13 protein-coding genes are annotated in these 17,059 nt (G+C 57.2%); 4 read left to right on the top strand and 9 right to left on the bottom strand.

All coding sequences use genetic code 11. From position 1 onward, the window contains the following. The first annotated feature begins 161 nt into the window (after positions 1-161). Together ACZ5K9_RS13970 and ACZ5K9_RS13965 are read left to right on the top strand one after the other, a co-directional pair. Positions 162-1,556, top strand: coding sequence for a sigma-54-dependent transcriptional regulator (locus tag ACZ5K9_RS13970; RefSeq protein ID WP_464271939.1), 1,395 nt, complete (start codon positions 162-164; stop codon positions 1,554-1,556). A gap of 688 nt (positions 1,557-2,244) precedes the next feature. After that, a complete protein-coding gene (locus ACZ5K9_RS13965; RefSeq protein WP_464271938.1) occupies positions 2,245-4,068 on the top strand; it encodes a hypothetical protein in 1,824 nt (607 codons plus the stop codon). Between the two features lie 232 nt (positions 4,069-4,300). Here ACZ5K9_RS13965 and ACZ5K9_RS13960 read toward each other — a convergent pair whose 3' ends face one another. From ACZ5K9_RS13960 to ACZ5K9_RS13950, 3 genes are all read right to left on the bottom strand, one after another. Continuing rightward, positions 4,301-5,659 (bottom strand): ferredoxin reductase family protein, encoded by a 1,359-nt coding sequence (locus tag ACZ5K9_RS13960; protein WP_464271937.1) that lies wholly within the window; start codon positions 5,657-5,659, stop codon positions 4,301-4,303. Positions 5,660-5,674: 15 nt separating this feature from the next. Beyond that, positions 5,675-5,965 (bottom strand): hypothetical protein, encoded by a 291-nt coding sequence (locus tag ACZ5K9_RS13955; protein WP_464271936.1) that lies wholly within the window; start codon positions 5,963-5,965, stop codon positions 5,675-5,677. A gap of 291 nt (positions 5,966-6,256) precedes the next feature. After that, positions 6,257-6,859, bottom strand: coding sequence for an HD domain-containing protein (locus ACZ5K9_RS13950; protein ID WP_464271935.1), 603 nt, complete (start codon positions 6,857-6,859; stop codon positions 6,257-6,259). A 542-nt stretch (positions 6,860-7,401) separates the two neighbouring features. On the opposite strand from ACZ5K9_RS13950, the gene ACZ5K9_RS13945 reads away from it, so the two are divergent. Then, the gene (locus tag ACZ5K9_RS13945) at positions 7,402-8,634 is read left to right on the top strand and encodes an ArsB/NhaD family transporter (RefSeq protein ID WP_464271934.1); all 1,233 of its coding nucleotides are present in this window, start codon (positions 7,402-7,404) and stop codon (positions 8,632-8,634) included. Here the strand turns inward: ACZ5K9_RS13945 and ACZ5K9_RS13940 are convergent. Beyond that, positions 8,620-9,189 carry an isochorismatase family protein gene (locus ACZ5K9_RS13940; RefSeq protein ID WP_464271933.1) on the bottom strand — a complete coding sequence of 190 codons (570 nt, stop codon included), beginning with the start codon at positions 9,187-9,189 and terminating at the stop codon, positions 8,620-8,622. The two genes, ACZ5K9_RS13945 and ACZ5K9_RS13940, sit on opposite strands and share 15 nt — an antisense overlap. A 240-nt stretch (positions 9,190-9,429) precedes the next feature. Next, complete coding sequence (locus ACZ5K9_RS13935; RefSeq protein WP_464271932.1) at positions 9,430-10,788, bottom strand: OmpP1/FadL family transporter; 1,359 nt, start codon at positions 10,786-10,788, stop codon at positions 9,430-9,432. A 491-nt stretch (positions 10,789-11,279) separates the two neighbouring features. On the opposite strand from ACZ5K9_RS13935, the gene manA reads away from it, so the two are divergent. Next, positions 11,280-12,542 carry a mannose-6-phosphate isomerase, class I gene (gene manA, locus ACZ5K9_RS13930; protein ID WP_464271931.1) on the top strand — a complete coding sequence of 421 codons (1,263 nt, stop codon included), beginning with the start codon at positions 11,280-11,282 and terminating at the stop codon, positions 12,540-12,542. Between the two features lie 417 nt (positions 12,543-12,959). Here manA and ACZ5K9_RS13925 read toward each other — a convergent pair whose 3' ends face one another. From ACZ5K9_RS13925 to ACZ5K9_RS13910, 4 genes are all read right to left on the bottom strand, one after another. Then, positions 12,960-13,553 (bottom strand): TetR/AcrR family transcriptional regulator, encoded by a 594-nt coding sequence (locus tag ACZ5K9_RS13925; protein ID WP_464271930.1) that lies wholly within the window; start codon positions 13,551-13,553, stop codon positions 12,960-12,962. A gap of 24 nt (positions 13,554-13,577) precedes the next feature. Then, positions 13,578-14,729, bottom strand: a complete 1,152-nt coding sequence (locus tag ACZ5K9_RS13920) for an acyl-CoA dehydrogenase family protein (RefSeq protein WP_464271929.1) — start codon at positions 14,727-14,729, stop codon at positions 13,578-13,580. 20 nt (positions 14,730-14,749) lie between these two features. Continuing rightward, complete coding sequence (locus tag ACZ5K9_RS13915) at positions 14,750-15,892, bottom strand: acyl-CoA dehydrogenase family protein (RefSeq protein WP_464271928.1); 1,143 nt, start codon at positions 15,890-15,892, stop codon at positions 14,750-14,752. 306 nt (positions 15,893-16,198) lie between these two features. Further along, on the bottom strand, positions 16,199-17,044 hold the full coding sequence (locus ACZ5K9_RS13910) for a MaoC/PaaZ C-terminal domain-containing protein (protein WP_464271927.1): 846 nt from the start codon (positions 17,042-17,044) through the stop codon (positions 16,199-16,201). Positions 17,045-17,059: the final 15 nt, after the last annotated feature.

The following is a 17,059-nucleotide window of genomic DNA, read 5'->3' as shown; positions in this document are numbered from 1 at the left end:
CAAAGTCAAGGAAAACCTTGGACAAACCTCAACGAGACCGTTCGATGGAGAAAACCATGGTCTAAGACGTCAAAGTCTTGACTGAGCACCAAAATTCTTTACACTGCGGTCAGCGATCACGCGTCAACCCACGAAGGCCCTGTGAGGCGGGGGAGCGTCAGATGGATGCAGGGGCACCTTTAAGTGAGATTCTCGTCGTGGATGACACTCCGGAAACCCTTCAGACCATTGTGGAAGGGCTCCAAGAAGAGGGCTACAGCGTGGACATGGCTTCCAGCGGCATGGAGGCCGTCAAGAAAGCGTCGGAACACACCTACGATATCGTCCTGACCGATTTGGTCATGCCCGGTATCGACGGATTGCAGGTGTTGGCCCATTTCGCCGAAAACTATCCCGATACGGTGGTCATCCTCCTCACCGGGTACGCGACCATCGAGACGGCCGTGGAGGCCATGAAACGCGGCGCCTTCGACTACCTCACCAAGCCTGCAAAACTGGACGAGATTCTCGTGGTCCTGGAACGGGCGCGCGAATTTATCGCGCTGCGTTCTGAAAACGATCTTTTGAAGTCCCAGCTCCAGGCGCGATACGGTTTTGACAAGATCATCGGCCAAAGTTCGGCCATGCAGGCCATCTATCGCATTATCGAGCGGGTGGCGCGGACCGACACCACCGTGCTCATCACAGGCGAAAGCGGCACGGGCAAAGAACTTATCGCCAATGCCATCCATTATAACAGCGAGCGGCGGGACAAGCCGCTGGTGCCCATCAATTGCGGAGCCATTCCCGAAGAACTCTTGGAAAGCGAGCTCTTCGGACATGAAAAAGGAGCTTTTACGGGAGCTTTACGGGACCGTAAGGGGCGCTTCGAACTTGCCCACCAGGGTACGGTTTTCCTGGATGAAATCGGTGACATGAGTCCAAAGCTCCAGGTGAAACTCTTGCGCTTTCTTCAGGAACGAAAATTCGAACGCGTGGGCGGCTCGCGAACCATCGAAGTTGACGTGCGCATCATCGCCGCCACCAACAAGGACTTAGAAAGCGCCGTAAAAGACGGGACCTTTAGAGAAGACCTCTATTTCCGGCTCAACGTCATTCCCATTCATGTGCCGGCTCTCCGGGAACGTGAAGGGGATATCCCCCTTCTGGCCCAGCACTTCCTACGCCAGCACTGTCAGAAAAAGGGACTGTCGCCCAAGAAAATGAGCAAGGAAGCCTTGGGATGCTTGGAATCCTACGAATGGCCCGGTAATGTCCGGGAACTGGAAAACCTCATCGAGCGGCTCGTGATCCTCACCGAAGGTGACGTCATCCAAGTTCAGGATCTGCCGGACCGCATTCGAAAAGCCGCCCCCAAATCCGTAGCTCCCGCCATCGAAATCGGGGAAGAAGGCATCGACCTGAAACAGATTCTCGAAGACTTGGAAAACAAACTCATCCTGGACGCTCTGCGAAAGGCCGGTGGCGTCAAAAACCAAGCGGCCAAGCTCCTAGGGCTCAATCGCACAACCCTCATCGAAAAACTCAAGAAAAAGCAACTGGAGGTTCCACTTTAGCTTCCCTTAAAGCCGATCCGCCCGTCTGACTTATAGGTCACCCTTGACGAACGTGCCGCCGTTGCGGCGTGTCCGGATCGTCTCTCAATTCCGGAAGCTCGGCAACTCTCACCGGCCGCCTCATGGGCGAGCGCCCTCGTCTGTATCTTCTTTTGAGTCACCCCGTGCCTTTTTGGATGCTGGATTCCATCGCGTCTTCGCTTCATCCATCTTTCGGCGTCCCCGTGTCCGCGTCCAGATTATCCCTTCAGGTCCGCCCCAACGCTTCATCTTCCGTTCCTTCATCGGCCATGAGATCCCCTGCCCATCGTCATGTCGCCGTTCCCAGGTTTCGTCTGCACGTCCCTCGTTTGCCCCGTCACGAGAAGGTTATCCGGGACGGTCAAACCCGCCTTCAGCGGTAATGGTCTCTTCCTTCCACAGGCCAACGACACGGAGTCTTCACCGCAGCGAAACAAAGTTGTCATTTGAGGACGGTACATGAACCCTCACCGTTCTTTCAAAGCCCCATTAGTGAACCTTGCACTTGTTGACGATTCACCGGCGATCCCGCCCAATGCATCCAAGAAAGGAGGTGACAGGAAGTCATCAACGGGAAGCCCGCAGAAAGGGTCACACGCGAACGGCATTGGGGTCACGCACACCAAAGGGGGTTTACAAGGAGATTTCGACAAAGGAGAAGATAGGCATGAGGCTCAGAAAAGCACTTGCTCTTGGCTTCGCGCTCACCCTGGCGGCATTCGCCCTTGGTCCATCCATTTCTCTCGCGGGATCTCAGAAGGGCTTGGCGAAGTGGCTTTGCGGCGATTTCCATCAGCATAGCTTCTTCACCGACGGCAGCTGGCCCATGAACGATCTGGACGCGATGGGGCAGCCCGTCACCAGCGCCATCCCCCTGCCTTTACCCCAAGGCTATAAACAGGGGGTCATCCCCACAGGATACCGGTACGGCCTGGATTTCCAGGCCAATTCCGAACACGGCGGCAAGTTCAGCCGTGACGGATATGGGAAAAACTGGTCCACCTATAACCCCAATCCCATCATCGGCGACGGGGCGAGCCCAACCGCGACCTCCATGTGGCGTTGGCAATCTCTCATTTCCCCGCTCGACATCCCCGGGTATAACGCCGCGCCGTATTTAGGAGCTTTCGACTGGCTGACTCAAATCCGGGCAAACTATCCCGACAAGATCACAATGGCGGGATTGGAATGGAACGTTCCAGGCCATGAGCACTGCAGCACCGGTATTGTGGGGGAGGATGCGCTCCCCATTGCCGAATTCGAGTATCGATTCGACAACAACGACACCGATGGCACATGGACCTCATCGACGGCCACCCTCATGGGCTGGACGGGAAAGAAACAAAACAGTGCATACACCGTGGCCTATCCCGAACTTGGACTCAACGCCACTCACGAGAAGGCCATCGATGCCGTCAAATGGATGCAGGAAAATTATCCAACCACCGGCTGGATCATACCAGCTCACCCCGAACGCCGTGGATGCGGCGGCGTGGGGAACTCGGGCTATACCATTGCGGCTTTCCGTGACATGAACGACAACGGACCAACAGTGGCTTTCGGTTTCGAGGGGATCCCCGGGCACCAAAAGTCTTCCCAGCGGGGGGAATTCGGCAGTGCGTCCTGCGGGCAAGGCACCTACGGCGGCGCAGGCATTTACATTGCCCAAGTCGGCGGCCTCTGGGATAACCTTTTGGCAGACGGGCGCCGTTTTTTTACCTTTGCCAATTCCGATTTCCATGATGTTCGCAATGACTTCTGGCCTGGGGAATATCAAAAGACGTATGTGCTGGTCAGAGACGACACCTTAAAAAACGGCACCTTCACCCACGAAGATGTTGTCCATGGGCTTCGCTCCGGGAATTCCTTCTCGGTCAGCGGAGATTTGATCAATGCGCTCGACTTCAGGGTGTTTCCCGGAAACTCGGTAAAGAACCAGAGCGGCTCAAACAGCGCCACCATGGGACAAACGCTCGAAGTGGGGAAAGGGGAGAAGATTACGGTCCAGATCCGTTTCAAATCGCCGTCTTCCAACAACTGCCAGCCCGGGGTCAACGCATCGGCGGGCTTTAACTGCGCGGACTACCCGCCTGTTGTCCACCATGTCCAACTGATCCAGGGGCGCGTCAATCCGTCGAGGGCTTCCAAGTTCCTTGCCGATGGAGTGACCCCAAATCCCGAATACAATGTCATCGACCCGTCGGTTGCTCAGGTGGTGAAGGTTTTCGATGCGTCTTCGTGGAAAATCGATGAGGAAGGGTTCACCACCATGACCTATACGGTGCCCCACGTCCAGCACGACATGTTTTTCCGCATCCGTGGCACGAATCTGGGGTACAGTGTGGAAAAAAGGGATTCGAGTGGCAATATCCAATACGGTACGGACGCCATGGGAAGTCCGCTAAGAAACACGCCAGGCACCAACAACGCCGATATCGCCTGGCAAGATCTGTGGTTCTATTCGAACCCGATTTTCGTCACCGTCAGGTAGCCGATCCCGCGCCGTGCCGCCGGCTTACGGTGGCAGAAAAACACGCCGAAGCGTCCGGCGGCATGGCGGTATTTTTCCTTTCGGCTCACTGCCTCTTCTCGGCTCCCCCCACAAATTGTCCCGCACACGAGACTTCATGAACGGCCGCCATCATCGACCCTCAAATCGGGGCAAGAGAGCGGGAAACCTATTGGGAAAATTGGGAAAATTCCCAGAGTTCCGGGCATCGCCCCTACCAGAAAAAAAGCTCTCTGGAAACACGGGAAGGCTTGAGGCCGAAGACCGTCTGAATCTCTTTGAGGAGAGTCCGCTGCATCGCCGGAGGACCGCATAGATAAAACGCTTGGTCGGCCCGCAGGTGACGTTTCAGGACCTCGGCCGTGATGTGCCCCTGAAGGAAGGTAACCCCCGAGCCGTCCTCAGGAAACCCATTGGGGAAGGACTCCCGGCTGAGGACATGGACCACCTGAAGAGGCAGGGTTTGAGCCATGGCGGCGAGGTTTTCTCGGGCAATGATGTCCTCAAGGGTCTTGTTGGCATACAGCAAGACCGTAGGCACGGCGCGGCCTGTGGCCTGGAAATGCCTCAGGAGGCTCAAAAAGGGTGTGATGCCGACACCTCCCGCAATCAAGGCGAGGGAAGAACGAGTGGGGGCGTCGGCTAAAAACACCCCGAAAGGTCCTTCGCACAGGGTGACAGCCCCAGGAGACAGGGTGTGGATCCGCTGCGTGAATCGCCCGGCCCGTTTGATGGTGAAGCGGAGCAGCTCATCTTCGGGAGCCCCCGAGATGGTGAAAGGGTGGGGCTCACTCCATCCTCGGTGTGCGGCAACGCGCACCAGCGCAAATTGCCCTGCCCGCCGTCGGGCCAACCGGTCTGGTCCTCGCAAGGGCCGAAGAAAGATAGAGACCGTATTGTGCGTTTCACGAACGACTCGGTCCACCTGGCATAAAACTCCCCTTCCCTGAAGCACCGCCGCCAGACGTCCAATGGAGGCGATGATGAAAACCCCCGCCAGGATGACCCACACTCCAAACCGAGGTCCCTCGCCCATGCTGGTCCCTCGAAAGAGGGAATGGACAAACGCCAAGGGAACAGCTCCATACGCCAAGCCATGCACCGGCTTCCAGAGGGAAAAAGGAACACGAAGCCATTTTCCCATTACGGCTGCCATGGCGGCGAACACGAGCAAGAGAAGGGCCACGCGTCCGACGGTCATTTCCCAAACCGTGGTGGTGAGAAGCGCCGACAGGACGAGATCCTTTCCTCCCAGAGCATAAAACCGCACGGCCTGAAGCATCACATGGCACAGGAGCAGACCGAGTGTGACGAGCGCCAGGGGTCTATGGCTGCGGATCATTCGGTCCAACCCCACGAAACGTTCCACAACACGCGCCCGACTCCCCAACACGACGAGAGCCACCAGGCAAATCAAAGCGTTTTGGGCGATAATCGAACTTAACGCGGCGGCCCCTTGGGAGATTCCCAGCTCCTGCACTCGTGGCAGGTGACCCCACGCCCATGACCCGGTCAGGATCAAAGACAGAGACGCCCCTGCACCGACGAAGATTTTCGCCGCGTGTCCATGCATCGTCCGAGCTTCGGCCTAAAGTTCTTTTCCGGATTTTAGAGATGATAGGAAGTTGACGATGACTTCCTTTTCGGCATCTGTCACGCGGGCCCCGTGTTTTTGCATGCGCGAGACATAGGCGTGCCACGCATTCCTGTCGTTCTTGGTGATATGGTCCCGAACGCGTGTGAGGTTGTGGCAGACAGTGCAGCGATTTTGCACGAGCTGACGTCCTTCGGCACTCCCCTCCGCTCCGTTGGGGGTCAGAAACACCGCCGATACCAGAAACGCCGCACATCCGATGGTTGCCAAGACTGTTCTAATCATGGATTTTTCCTTTTCGAAAAGAGTCACCGCACACGATGGATCATCCAACCCGGGGCCATGATAACCCAAAATCGTTTCGCGGCTGGGTTCTTTCTCGACGGTCGGCCACAGCCCCAAGTCCGCCCGCCAGCTCGCCTTTTCACCAATGTGAAAGAGTTGACCACAATGACTCACAAGATGTCCCACGTCCCATAACACATTCCATATCCGGGGCTTGAATCCAAGGTATAGCCGTAATAGGTTTTTTGCACCACCACCGAGATGCAGCCAGGGCACACCCGCACCGGCATGTCAGACGGCAGGATAAAATTTTTCTATACGGCCCAGCGTTTCTTCCAATTCCTCGATGAGGAATCCCACGGCCCCCGCCTCCCGAAAGGCGGCGATCACGGAACGGTAGAACCATAACTGCTCTTCTTTTCCGGCTCGAAACCGCATCCACACGGCATCTCCAACCTGCCTGAGGTCTAACAGTATCCTCCGGGCATTGTCCAGTTTGTCGGCAAGCGCGACTCGCAAGGCTCCCGAAGGGGCCTTACGGACACTCTCGAGGTATGCTTCTTTGCGCTCTCGCCATGGGGGTTTGGGGCCTCCTCTGTAGTCCGGTGGTGTGTCCGTACAGGCTTCCACCATGTCCAGCACATCGGCGCCGAACCGTTCAACGATCGTCTCTCGGGTGAGCACTTCAGGGTGATCCTCCAGGGCGTCATGAAGCAGCGCCGCAATGGCTTCGGCTTCGGTACCCCCGTCATCAAGCACCAGGGCACAGACCCCGAGCACATGGGCCACGTAAGGCACACGAGTGCCCTTTCGGAAATCATCCCCGTGAAGTTTCACGGCAAGATTCAGGGCTTCCAGGAAACGATGGCTCAACTTCGATAACGAACCGCTCACTTTCGACCTCCACTTCTGGTTCCTAGTCCACACGAAAAGTCACCCGCACCTGTCGACGCCCCGGCTCCACGGCCACTCGAGGGCTGCGGGGCATCAGGTCTGTCACGTGCCCGATTTTTCCCACTGAACCCCCGTGACCTTTTCCCACCGACCGAAAGATTTCTTCAGCCTGACGGGGATTGAGCTTTTGGACCCGGAGGTCATCCGAGAATCTGCGATATGGAAAAAATATCGAGCCCATGGAAGAGCCCAGGTGCAGGACCAGGGACACCCCCCGGCCCTCTTAAACTACGGCCGGGATGACGATCCAAACAACTCCATCCGACACGCCCTGATGCACATGCCGGATCCCAACCATTATGGGAGCCTCATGGATTCAGCGGTCCACAAAATTTGCGCCCCATATCGGCAGACATCCGGGGTGACTCACGCGGCCGACATTTTCCCTTCTTGGTTCTCCATGGCATTTAGGTGTATAGAACCGCGGTTTGCGACAAGATCATCTTCTCGGCGCGGCGATTCTTTAAGGTGGAGCGTCTGGTTTGGAAACGGCCATCGTCATCTTGTTTGTCATCGCCTATATCGGCATCGCCCTTGGGCATTTTCCCGGTTTGGCTTTGGATCGAACGGGCATCGCTCTCCTCGGGGCCATGGCCATGGTGTCCATCGGCGCCGTGACCACCGACGAAGCCCTGAAATCCATTGACATCCCCACCATTCTCCTTCTTTACGGGCTCATGATCCTTTCCGCCCAGTTTCGATTGGCCGGGTTTTACACCTGGACGGCCCTCAAGATCACCCGGTGGCTGGACCATCCGTGGCGTTTCCTATTTCTCTTGATGATCACCACGGCAGTCTTTTCCGCGGTTCTCGCCAACGACATCGTGTGTTTGGCCTTCACTCCGGTGCTTACCGTCACATTGGCCCGAAAATCGCTCAATCCCACCCCATTTCTCATTGCCGTCGCCGTGGCCAGTAACCTCGGCTCCGCGGCCACCATTATCGGCAACCCGCAAAATATGCTCATCGGGCAATTGGGAAGATTGGATTTTTTGCACTTCTTTCTCTGGAATTTGCCCCCAGTGGCGGCATCTCTGCTAGCCGCCTATGGATTGATCATTCTTTTGTCCCGAAAACGCCTGTTCTTGGATACGTCTCGGGCACATACCGTCATTGAAGGGACATGGCCCTCCTTAGACGGTCATCAAGCCCGCAAAGGGCTTTTCTATACCGTCCTTCTCATCGGATTGTTTTTTTCACCGGTTCCGAGGCATGTGACGGCCCTCGCCGTGGCCGGATGCCTCCTCTGCAGCCGCAGGATGAAAACCCGATCCATTCTCGGCCTGGTGGACTGGCACCTCATCACCCTCTTCTGCGGCCTTTTCATCTTGGTGGGCGCCGTGGAAAAAGCCGGACTTCCCCGCATGATCATGGCAGGCCTCAACGGGCACGCCGTGCATATCACGGACCCGTATGTGCTCACCGTGATTTCGGTGGTGCTTTCCAACGTCACCAGCAACGTGCCCGCAGTCATGCTGCTGTCCAAGTTTCTCCCGATGGATGCACAAACGCTCTGGTACATCTTGGCGGCGTCCAGTACTTTTGCGGGCAACCTTGTCACCATCGGCAGCATCGCAAACCTCATCGTCATCGAGGAAGCGGCGGCCCACGGAGTTTCCATCTCTTTTCGTGAACATGCTCGGTATGGCCTGCCGGTCACAGTGATTTCTTTGGCAATCTTGTTCTTCTGGATCGGCCTGTCAAAAGCGCTTTAAGATCGGCAAAGCTTTTCGAAACTCCGCCGTTCCGGCCCGGTTCAGCCATTCAAAGGTTACCATTTCCGTTGAGGTAATGACCGCTCCGGCCCGATCGAGGCGCTGCAATCCGATATTCCAGTTATGCTCGCTGCGGCTCGCCACGGCGTCACTCACCACATGAACGGTGTAGCCCAAACGCACTCCGTGGGCCCCCGTATGGAAGATGCAGACATGGGTTTCGATTCCGGCCAAGATCAGGCTCTTTCTTCCGGAAGCGGCCACCGCCCGGGCCATGGCGTCGTTGTCGAAGCAGCTGAATTCCAGTTTATTCAAAATCCATGGATTGGAGACTTTGGCCGTGAGTTCCGGCAGGAACGGTCCCAACTTATCGGCATTGTGCTGGGAGAAGAGCACAGGGATGTTGAACAGGGCGGCCATATCCAATAAGGCGTCCACATTTCGGACTACGTCGTCGCGGCGGACACAGAGGTCCAGCATGACTTTCTGAATGTCGACCAAGAAAAGCAAACTGTCTTCAGGACGAACAAATTGGGCATGGGCATGTGCGCTCATGGAATCTCCTTGTCTCGCAGGCTCTGACGGCAAAAAGGAAGCCTGGAGCCGAGTCTCCAGGCTTTGTGAGGTGTGGGCCCGGCGCTGGAACGAACCAAGGGGCCGACCTTCTAAGAAGGCCGGCGCGAGGCGCCCCACAAGAGGCGCCATGCCGGCTCGTCCCTTTTCCCTCCTGCGGGGACGCCCTCCACTTTCCCGCTTCGATTTTAGGCACAACTCATGTCTTCACCCGCGGGGTGTCTAAAATTTATAGGAGAAGCTGACCCCGATGAGATGCGCGTCGCCGTTATCAAACTCGGACTGGAGAATCCCGTCCGCGAGGCGTGCATCCACCTTCCGCTCTTCGATCATGAGGTAGGTGTAAGAAAGATCCAACGCCCAGGCGTTGCGGTGGAAACCGGTGCCAACGCCGATCATGTGCCGATCGTTGGCCGGAACCAGGTAGTCCGCTGTGGAGTCCGGAATGGGGGATTCGTCGAACACATAGCTCGCCCGCAAATCGAACCAGTCCGTCACTTTGTATTCCGCCCCGACACTCATTCGCCACACATCGTTCCAGTTTTTCTCTTTTGTCACCACGGTTCGACCGGGCAGGATGGCCGTGTCATACTGGATCGTAAGCTCCCGATAACTGCTCCACCCGGTCCAGATGGCCCCAAGTTCCACGAGAAGTCGATCCGTCGCACGGATGCCCGCTCCCAAAAAGAGCATATCGGGGAGGGTCACGCTGCCCTCGGCTCCCGTGTCATTGAACCAGGTGGCGGTGGGCGCGGCGAGAGGGCCGGAGGTGAGCGCGGCGGGTTTTGTGAAGTCGGCGTCCCCGTCGAGATGCTGTTTCACTTTGCTATGATAGGAGGCGCCCAATGCAAGCCAATCCGTAGGCTTGACATGAAGCCCCAAAGTAAATCCGTAGCCGAAAGTGTCTCCTTTGAGTTCACTGTCCACGTCCAAGGCACTGGTCGTCGGATCGTTGATTTTGGTCGAATAGCCCAGGGCCGCCAACGTCGGTCCGAAGCCACCCAGGACAAACGGCGCCGTAGCGTCGATCTTTTGTTCCAAGGTTAGGTCGAACCACATGACCTCAACGCCCGCAGCGACGGACACGGCGTCGTTAAGCTTGACGGACAGGTTGGGATTAAAGGACAGGGTCTGAATGACCGCGTTGTAACTGTTGTACCGACCCCACCAATTCTGATCGAATTCGGTGCCGAGACCAAATCGCGAGTAAAAGCCCGCCCCGAACCACAGCGCGTCAGAAAATTGATACGTGGCGTAAAAATGCGGAGGAATCCACACATTGCTTTCCGCGGACGTCGTATTGCTCTGGCCCGTGTAAGGATTGACCGTGGTCACATCCGTCATGGGGGAAATGAACGTCGCCCCGACCATAAGCTGGGTCCCTGGAAACTGGGTCATCCCTGCCGGGTTGTAAAAAAGCGCCGAAAGGTCATCGGCGCTTCCTGCGAGATTGGCCCCCAATGCATTGGCACGGGCGCCGCCTTCATACAATGCAAAACCCGCCGCATGCCCCTGGGCCGCTGCCGTCAGGACCAGCAACACCGCTACCAAGCCACCCCCAAACCAACGCTTTCCTCTCATGTCCTCCTCCTCGAATGTTACGGACACTGCGCCAAAACATCGCCCCCGTGTCTTGGGAAAATTGTCCGTGGTCCCATAGTCCCCGTGTCCTCCGTGTGTCACACCTTTCTGCCCCGGCAGAGGACACCGGTACGCCGTCCGTTTACAGGCCTGCAGACAAGCTTCCTCTTGACAAGACCCGACGACCTTTCACCCCCTTTCTTCAAAAGCTTTCCTAACGGGCTCAACACACGTCATACTCTTGCGGTAACGGCCAAAGACAATTCCGCACGCAGGGATCGTCCCTCTCAGACGACAATTGCCAGGGAACACTCCCGGCCTCTTCAGGTGGCCGAGCTCGATTTCTGAAAACAGGCGCGGTTCATGAAAACAAAAGGAGTTTGGATGCAAATCGCTTTCACCCTAGCGAAGCCCCTAGAGTCGGTCAATGGGAAAGTGATAAATAGCACACCGTAACGGGTCCTGTGCTTCCGAAAGCGAAAGGAAATCCTATGTCCAATTCGGTGCCCATTGTCCGTCGCCCATATCGTTTGCAAAACCCCATTCGCCACTATGAGTGGGGCGAACGGGGTCCATCAGCCTTTATCGCTAAACTTCTACGTCTTTCGGCCCCAGAACCTGTCCCCTATGCCGAACTGTGGGTCGGTGCCCATCTATCGGCACCGTCCATCCTGGAGCGACCCGACGGCCCACCCGTCCCGCTGCTCGAGGCCGTACGTATGTGGCCCGTGGAAATCATGGGGACACGGGTGACACAGAGTTTTGGTGGAGCCTGGCCCTTTCTTTTCAAGATCTTGTCTGCAGCGGAACCCCTGTCCATCCAATCCCACCCCGACCGCATCCAGGCGGTCGCCTTGCACCGACGACACCCTCATGACTATCCTGATCCGAACCCCAAGCCGGAAATCGCTGTGGCGGTCGACCGCTTTCGTGCCCTCGCCGGATTCAAACCCGTGAAAGACTGGCAGACCATTTTCCGCACCTTCCCTGAAATCGGCGCTTTTGTGGATTCCGACTCCCTTCCCGCCCGACAGGAGGAGGACTTCTTGAAGAGCGCCTTCCATCGGTTGCTCTCCAAAGCCCAAAAGAGCCCTGAGGAGCTGGCCCGGGTTGTGGAAAAGACGGCAAACCGCATGGCCGAAGGTCCAAGATCTTTTGCGGCCATGGCAGAACTTTTTCACAAGCTCCTCGGGAAATACGGCCCCACGGATGTGGGATTGATCGTCTTGCTTTTCCTCAACCCATTGGAACTTTCTCCCGGAGAGGCTGTCTTTCTTCCTCCGGGTCTTCCTCACGCGTATCTTGGGGGAAACATCGTGGAGTGCATGGCCAATTCGGACAACGTGGTTCGTCTGGGGCTCACCCCCAAGCCCAAAGATTTTGAAGCCCTTCTGGAAGTCTTGGACTTCAGGCCTCACAGGCCGTCGGTGATCCGCCCGCAGGACGTTCATCATACGGTTTACCGTGTGCCGTGTGACGCTTTTCAACTCCACCGCTGGACCCTGGAGCCGGGCCGGATGGAGCACATCGGACGGCCGGATGGTCCCGAAATCCTTTTCATCCTCGAAGGTTGCGGCCACATCTTCTGGGATGACGCAACCTGTCGCTCATCCATGCCTTATGACGCCGGTCAAGCTTTTTTGATGCCGGCCGTTCTTCTGGATTACGACCTGGGTGCCCAAGCACGGACCGTCGCGTTCAGCGCACGTGTTCCAGTCGTTGAGGAAAACAGGGCCGCAAGAGTCGAGGTGTGATGAAAGAAACCATTGTCCTTCACGGGAATCCCGGCGAACCCCGACACGCACACTGTGCGATTTCGCTTCCGACGGTGATGCCCCCGGAAATACCGTTCCAGGCCGCGGCGCCTCTCCACCTTTCTTAAGCCCGATCCAGGGGACGGTCCCTTTGACGGTGCGCGTCTCCACGCGCAAGCTTCCACGGCAGGCACGTGGGGATTCGGGACCGATCCATCGGGCGAAAGCCTTCTGGCGGCCCAGTGGGGGGAGAACGGAACCCGCCGGGCCGCGAAAAGGTGCGGGAGGTCGCCCACCGCGCAATCCCGCCTCGGGACGACGCCAAGGGTGAGAACATATTTTCATGGGAAAACGCGCGTGTTCACGTGTCGCGGCCGAGGGCCCTCGACAATGAGGCAGGCACGCACGGATCCACGACTAGGTCTTTATCATGCCGTGGAGGAATAGATCAGCGATTTCCTGGGCGACCTCTTCGAGAGACAAGGGTCCGTGCGGCTTGAACCAAAAATAGAGCCAGTGCAGGGAGCTGATCAGGGTAAACGTCATGACCGTGGGATTCACGCGACGGATGAGGCCCTGGTCCATCAAAGAGACGAGAAACGCCCGCAATTGATGGACGTTTTCCTTTTCCTTGTCCAGGATGATCCGCTTTTTGTCGTCCGGCAGGTATTCCATGTCATGGAAAAGGATTTTGTTGAAGTTTTCGTTCTTCATGTAGGTTCGCAGATATTCAATGAGGATATCCGTGAGCTGTTCTTTTAGCGGTTTGCCGGATTGGACGTTTCTTGCGATGGCACGGCGCATGTTTTCCACCAGCTCATCGGCGGCTTCCAGACAGATGCGGAAAAGGATTTCTTCCTTGTTTTTGAAGTGATGATATAAGGCGGCCTTGCTGATGCCCACCCGCGCGGAGATCTCTCGCGTGCTGGCGGCTTCATAACTTTTTTCGTAAAAAAGCTGGCGGGCGGCCTCGAGGATCTCGGCCGCCGTGTCCTTTTTCTCGTCCTTCACGAAACGCCTTCCCGTACCGAAGCTTTATCCTTTCGCGTATTCCTTAAGCACGATCTTGGCGATGGTCATCTTTTCCGCTTCCTTCGTTCCCTCGTAGATCTCCAAGATCTTGGCATCCCGATAGAAACGTTGCACGTCGTATTCGTCGATGTATCCATAGCCGCCGTGAAGCTGCAGGGCCTTGTCCGCCACCCATACGGCCGTTTCTCCGGCATAGTATTTGGCCATCGCACTCAATTTGGGGTCGATCCGGCCCTGATCCACCAGCCATGCCGCTTTGTAGGTGAGTTGGCGAGCCAGCTCGATGCGCGTGGCCATTTCCGCGAGCTGGAATTGGACCCCCTGGAAGTTGGCCAAAGGCTGGCCGAAAGCCGTGCGCTCCTGAACATATTGGGCGGCCTTGTCCAGTGCGCCCTGAGCAAGCCCCACACCCTGCCCGGCGACCATGGCGCGAGTGGTGTTGAAAAAGTCCATGAGCTGGTAAAACCCGTTGCCTTCCTGACCCACCAAATTTTCCACCGGGACCTTCACGTCTTCAAAACTGATCTCCGCCGTATCGCTGGCTCGAATCCCCATCTTGCCGTGAATCTTGTTGCGGGTGATCCCCGGAGATTTCGCGTCCACAATGATCAGGCTGAAGCGCTTGTGCCGGGGCGCATCGGGGTTGGTCACACAAAAAACACAAAAGTAGTCGCACACCGTCCCGTTGGTGATGAACATCTTCTGACCGTTCAAAATGTAATGGTCCCCTTCGCGAACGGCCCGAGTGCGAATGCCCGCCACATCCGTCCCGGCATTGGGTTCCGTGTAAGCCCCCGCAAAAATAATCTCTCCGGAAGCCAACTTGGGAAGATAAGTCTTCTTCTGTTCTTCCGACCCATAGAGATAAATGTTTTCCGAACCGAAACAGGCCGCGGTGATGAGGCCGATCCCCATATCGATGCGGCTGAACTGTTCCGTGATGATTGTGTTGGCCAGAAATCCCGCCCCGGCCCCGCCGTACTGCTCTGGAATCCATGCCCCGATAAAACCGTACTCACACGCCTTTTTCCACACCTCGCGAGGAAACTTTTCGTCTCGATCGCATTCTTTCGACACGGGCGTAAATTCCCGCACGGCGAACTTGTACGCTTCCTCTTTCAAAATTTTGAGTTCTTCGGGCAGATCGAAATTCATGGGCTTTCTCCTTTGGATTTTCAAATGAGCTGCATCCGCTTGGCCACAATCAGTTTCATCACCTCGGTCGTCCCTGCAAAAATGGGAATCGGTCGCACGTCTCGGTAAAAACGGCTGATGGGATATTCCTCCATATAGCCGTATCCCCCGTGGAGCTGCACGCACCGATAAGCCACCCGATTGGCCATTTCGGCGATCCATGCCTTGCCCATGGAGACCTCCGTGACCAGCTCTTTGCCGGCCATGTGGTCGGCGATGAGGCGATCCAGGAAGGTCCTTCCCAGCTTCACCTCCGTCGCCATATCCACGATGGTGAATGCGTTGTGCTGGAAGGACGCGATCGGACGACCGAAGGCGGTCCGGCTTCGGGCGTACTCGATGGTCATGGCGAGCATGGCTTCGGCCATGGCTTGGGCCATGATGCAGGCCATAAGCCGTTCCTGTTGGAGGTGGTCCATCATATGGTAGAAGCCGCGGTTCAGGGTCCCAAGGAGGTTTTCCTCCGGCACCCGACATTCTTCGAAGATCAGCTCCGCCGTATCCTGAGCATGGAGCCCCATCTTCTTCAGATGACGGCCTCGCAGAAAACCCGGGGTTCCCCGCTCCACCCCGATGAGACTGATTCCCTTGGCTCCAGAATCCCCGCTTCCCGTGCGGCACGCCACGATGACCAAATCCGCAAGAATCCCGTTGGAAATAAAAGTCTTCTGGCCGTTGATCACCCAGTGGTGTCCGTCTTTTTCAGCGCGGGTGCGGATGGCCGCCAGATCGGAGCCGGTGTTGGGTTCCGTCATGGCCACCGCCAAAATGATGTCTCCCCGCGCTGCTCCGGGAAGCCACCGTTTTTTCTGCTCTTCGGTGCCCAAGGCGGCGATGTAAGGGGCGACGATGTCGCTGTGCAACGGGGCCATGAAGCTTACAGCCCCCGCCTTTGCCAGCTCTTCGGTGATGATCACCGAATAGAGGAAGTCCGCGCCGCTTCCGCCGTATTCTTCAGGAAGCCAGGGGCACAGAAATCCCGCGTTCCCCATGGCCCGCCACGCTTCCCGGGACACCATCCCTTCCGTTTCCCACTGTTCCAGATGCGGGACAACTTCTCGATCCAGAAACCGTCGGAAGGATTCTCGAAAGATGTGGTGCTCTTCTTGATATAAATCCCCCATGCCTTACCCTTTCCCTCGCCGGGAGGCGCATCCCGGGCGGCCGACCGGCCCCTTTATGCCTTACCGAACGCTCGTTCGTCAACGCGGGAATCCCTCGGCACTCGCTCCCTTGACGGGGCGGGGCAGGGTCCCCTGCCCCGTCCGCTGGCTCATGACCGCCCCCCTCGCTTCACGAAGTCACCACGTCCTGTGAGTCTTCCAGGGCGACACCGCCTGGATCTTTGGGAAGAACGCCCGAAGCATCCGTCCGCGCCGTCAGCGACCGTCCGTCCGGGCGTCACAGGCCCGAGCACTGATGACTTTCTCTCAAGACTCCGGGCTCACCTCAGCCAGAGCATGAGACAGCACGATGGAACGCTCCGTGGCTGCTTCGATGACGTACCGACCGTTTCCCAGATGCCACCCCCGGGTCGTGATGGTCTCTCCGGGATAAACCACATCGGCAAACCGGACCTGAAAGGCTTTGAATCGGCTGATGTCTCCACCGCACGCCCCTGTGAGGACCGCCCGGGTGGCAAAACCGAACGTGCACAGTCCATGGAGGATCGGCCGGGGAAAACCCGCCGCTTCAGCAACTTTGGGGTCGATGTGCAAGGGATTCACATCCCCGGACAACCTGTAGACCGCCGCTTGGTCTTCTGTAGTCTTGTAGGCGATTTCAAAGTCCGGCGTCTTGTCTTTGGGCACGGACAGAGGCTCCGCCTTCGGTCCAGGATCGCCGCCCCACCCGCCGAGCCCGCGGCAGAACAGGCTCATGCGTGTTTCACAGATCATCCTGCCCTTTTCATCCTGGGTTTCTGTTTCAAGGACAACCACAGCCGCCTTTTTCTTGTCGTAAATCCCCGCGACTTTCACCGTGCTCCACAGTTTTCCCGAGGATGGAATCCGCCCATGCACCCGGATGGCCTCTTCGCCATGCAACACGGTCCGAAGATCAATCTTGAGACGGTCCAACACCTGGAAAAACGGCTCAAAGACAGGAATCACCGCATAAGAGGGACAGACCTTCAGGCCCCCTTCGGCGCGTTCGTACACATAATCGAGATCCGATGCCCCAAAGCCGATCCCGAGGTGATAAAGAATGATGTCGCGCCAGTGCATGCGGTGCTCGAAGGGGCCGATGGTCGAGCCCACTTGGCTGATGTCAATCATGGGACACCTCCTTCG

The sequence above is a fragment of the Desulfosoma profundi genome (assembly GCF_055387865.1).
Note: the sequence above shows the minus strand (reverse complement) of the source record. Positions and strands in the feature narration are given on the sequence as shown.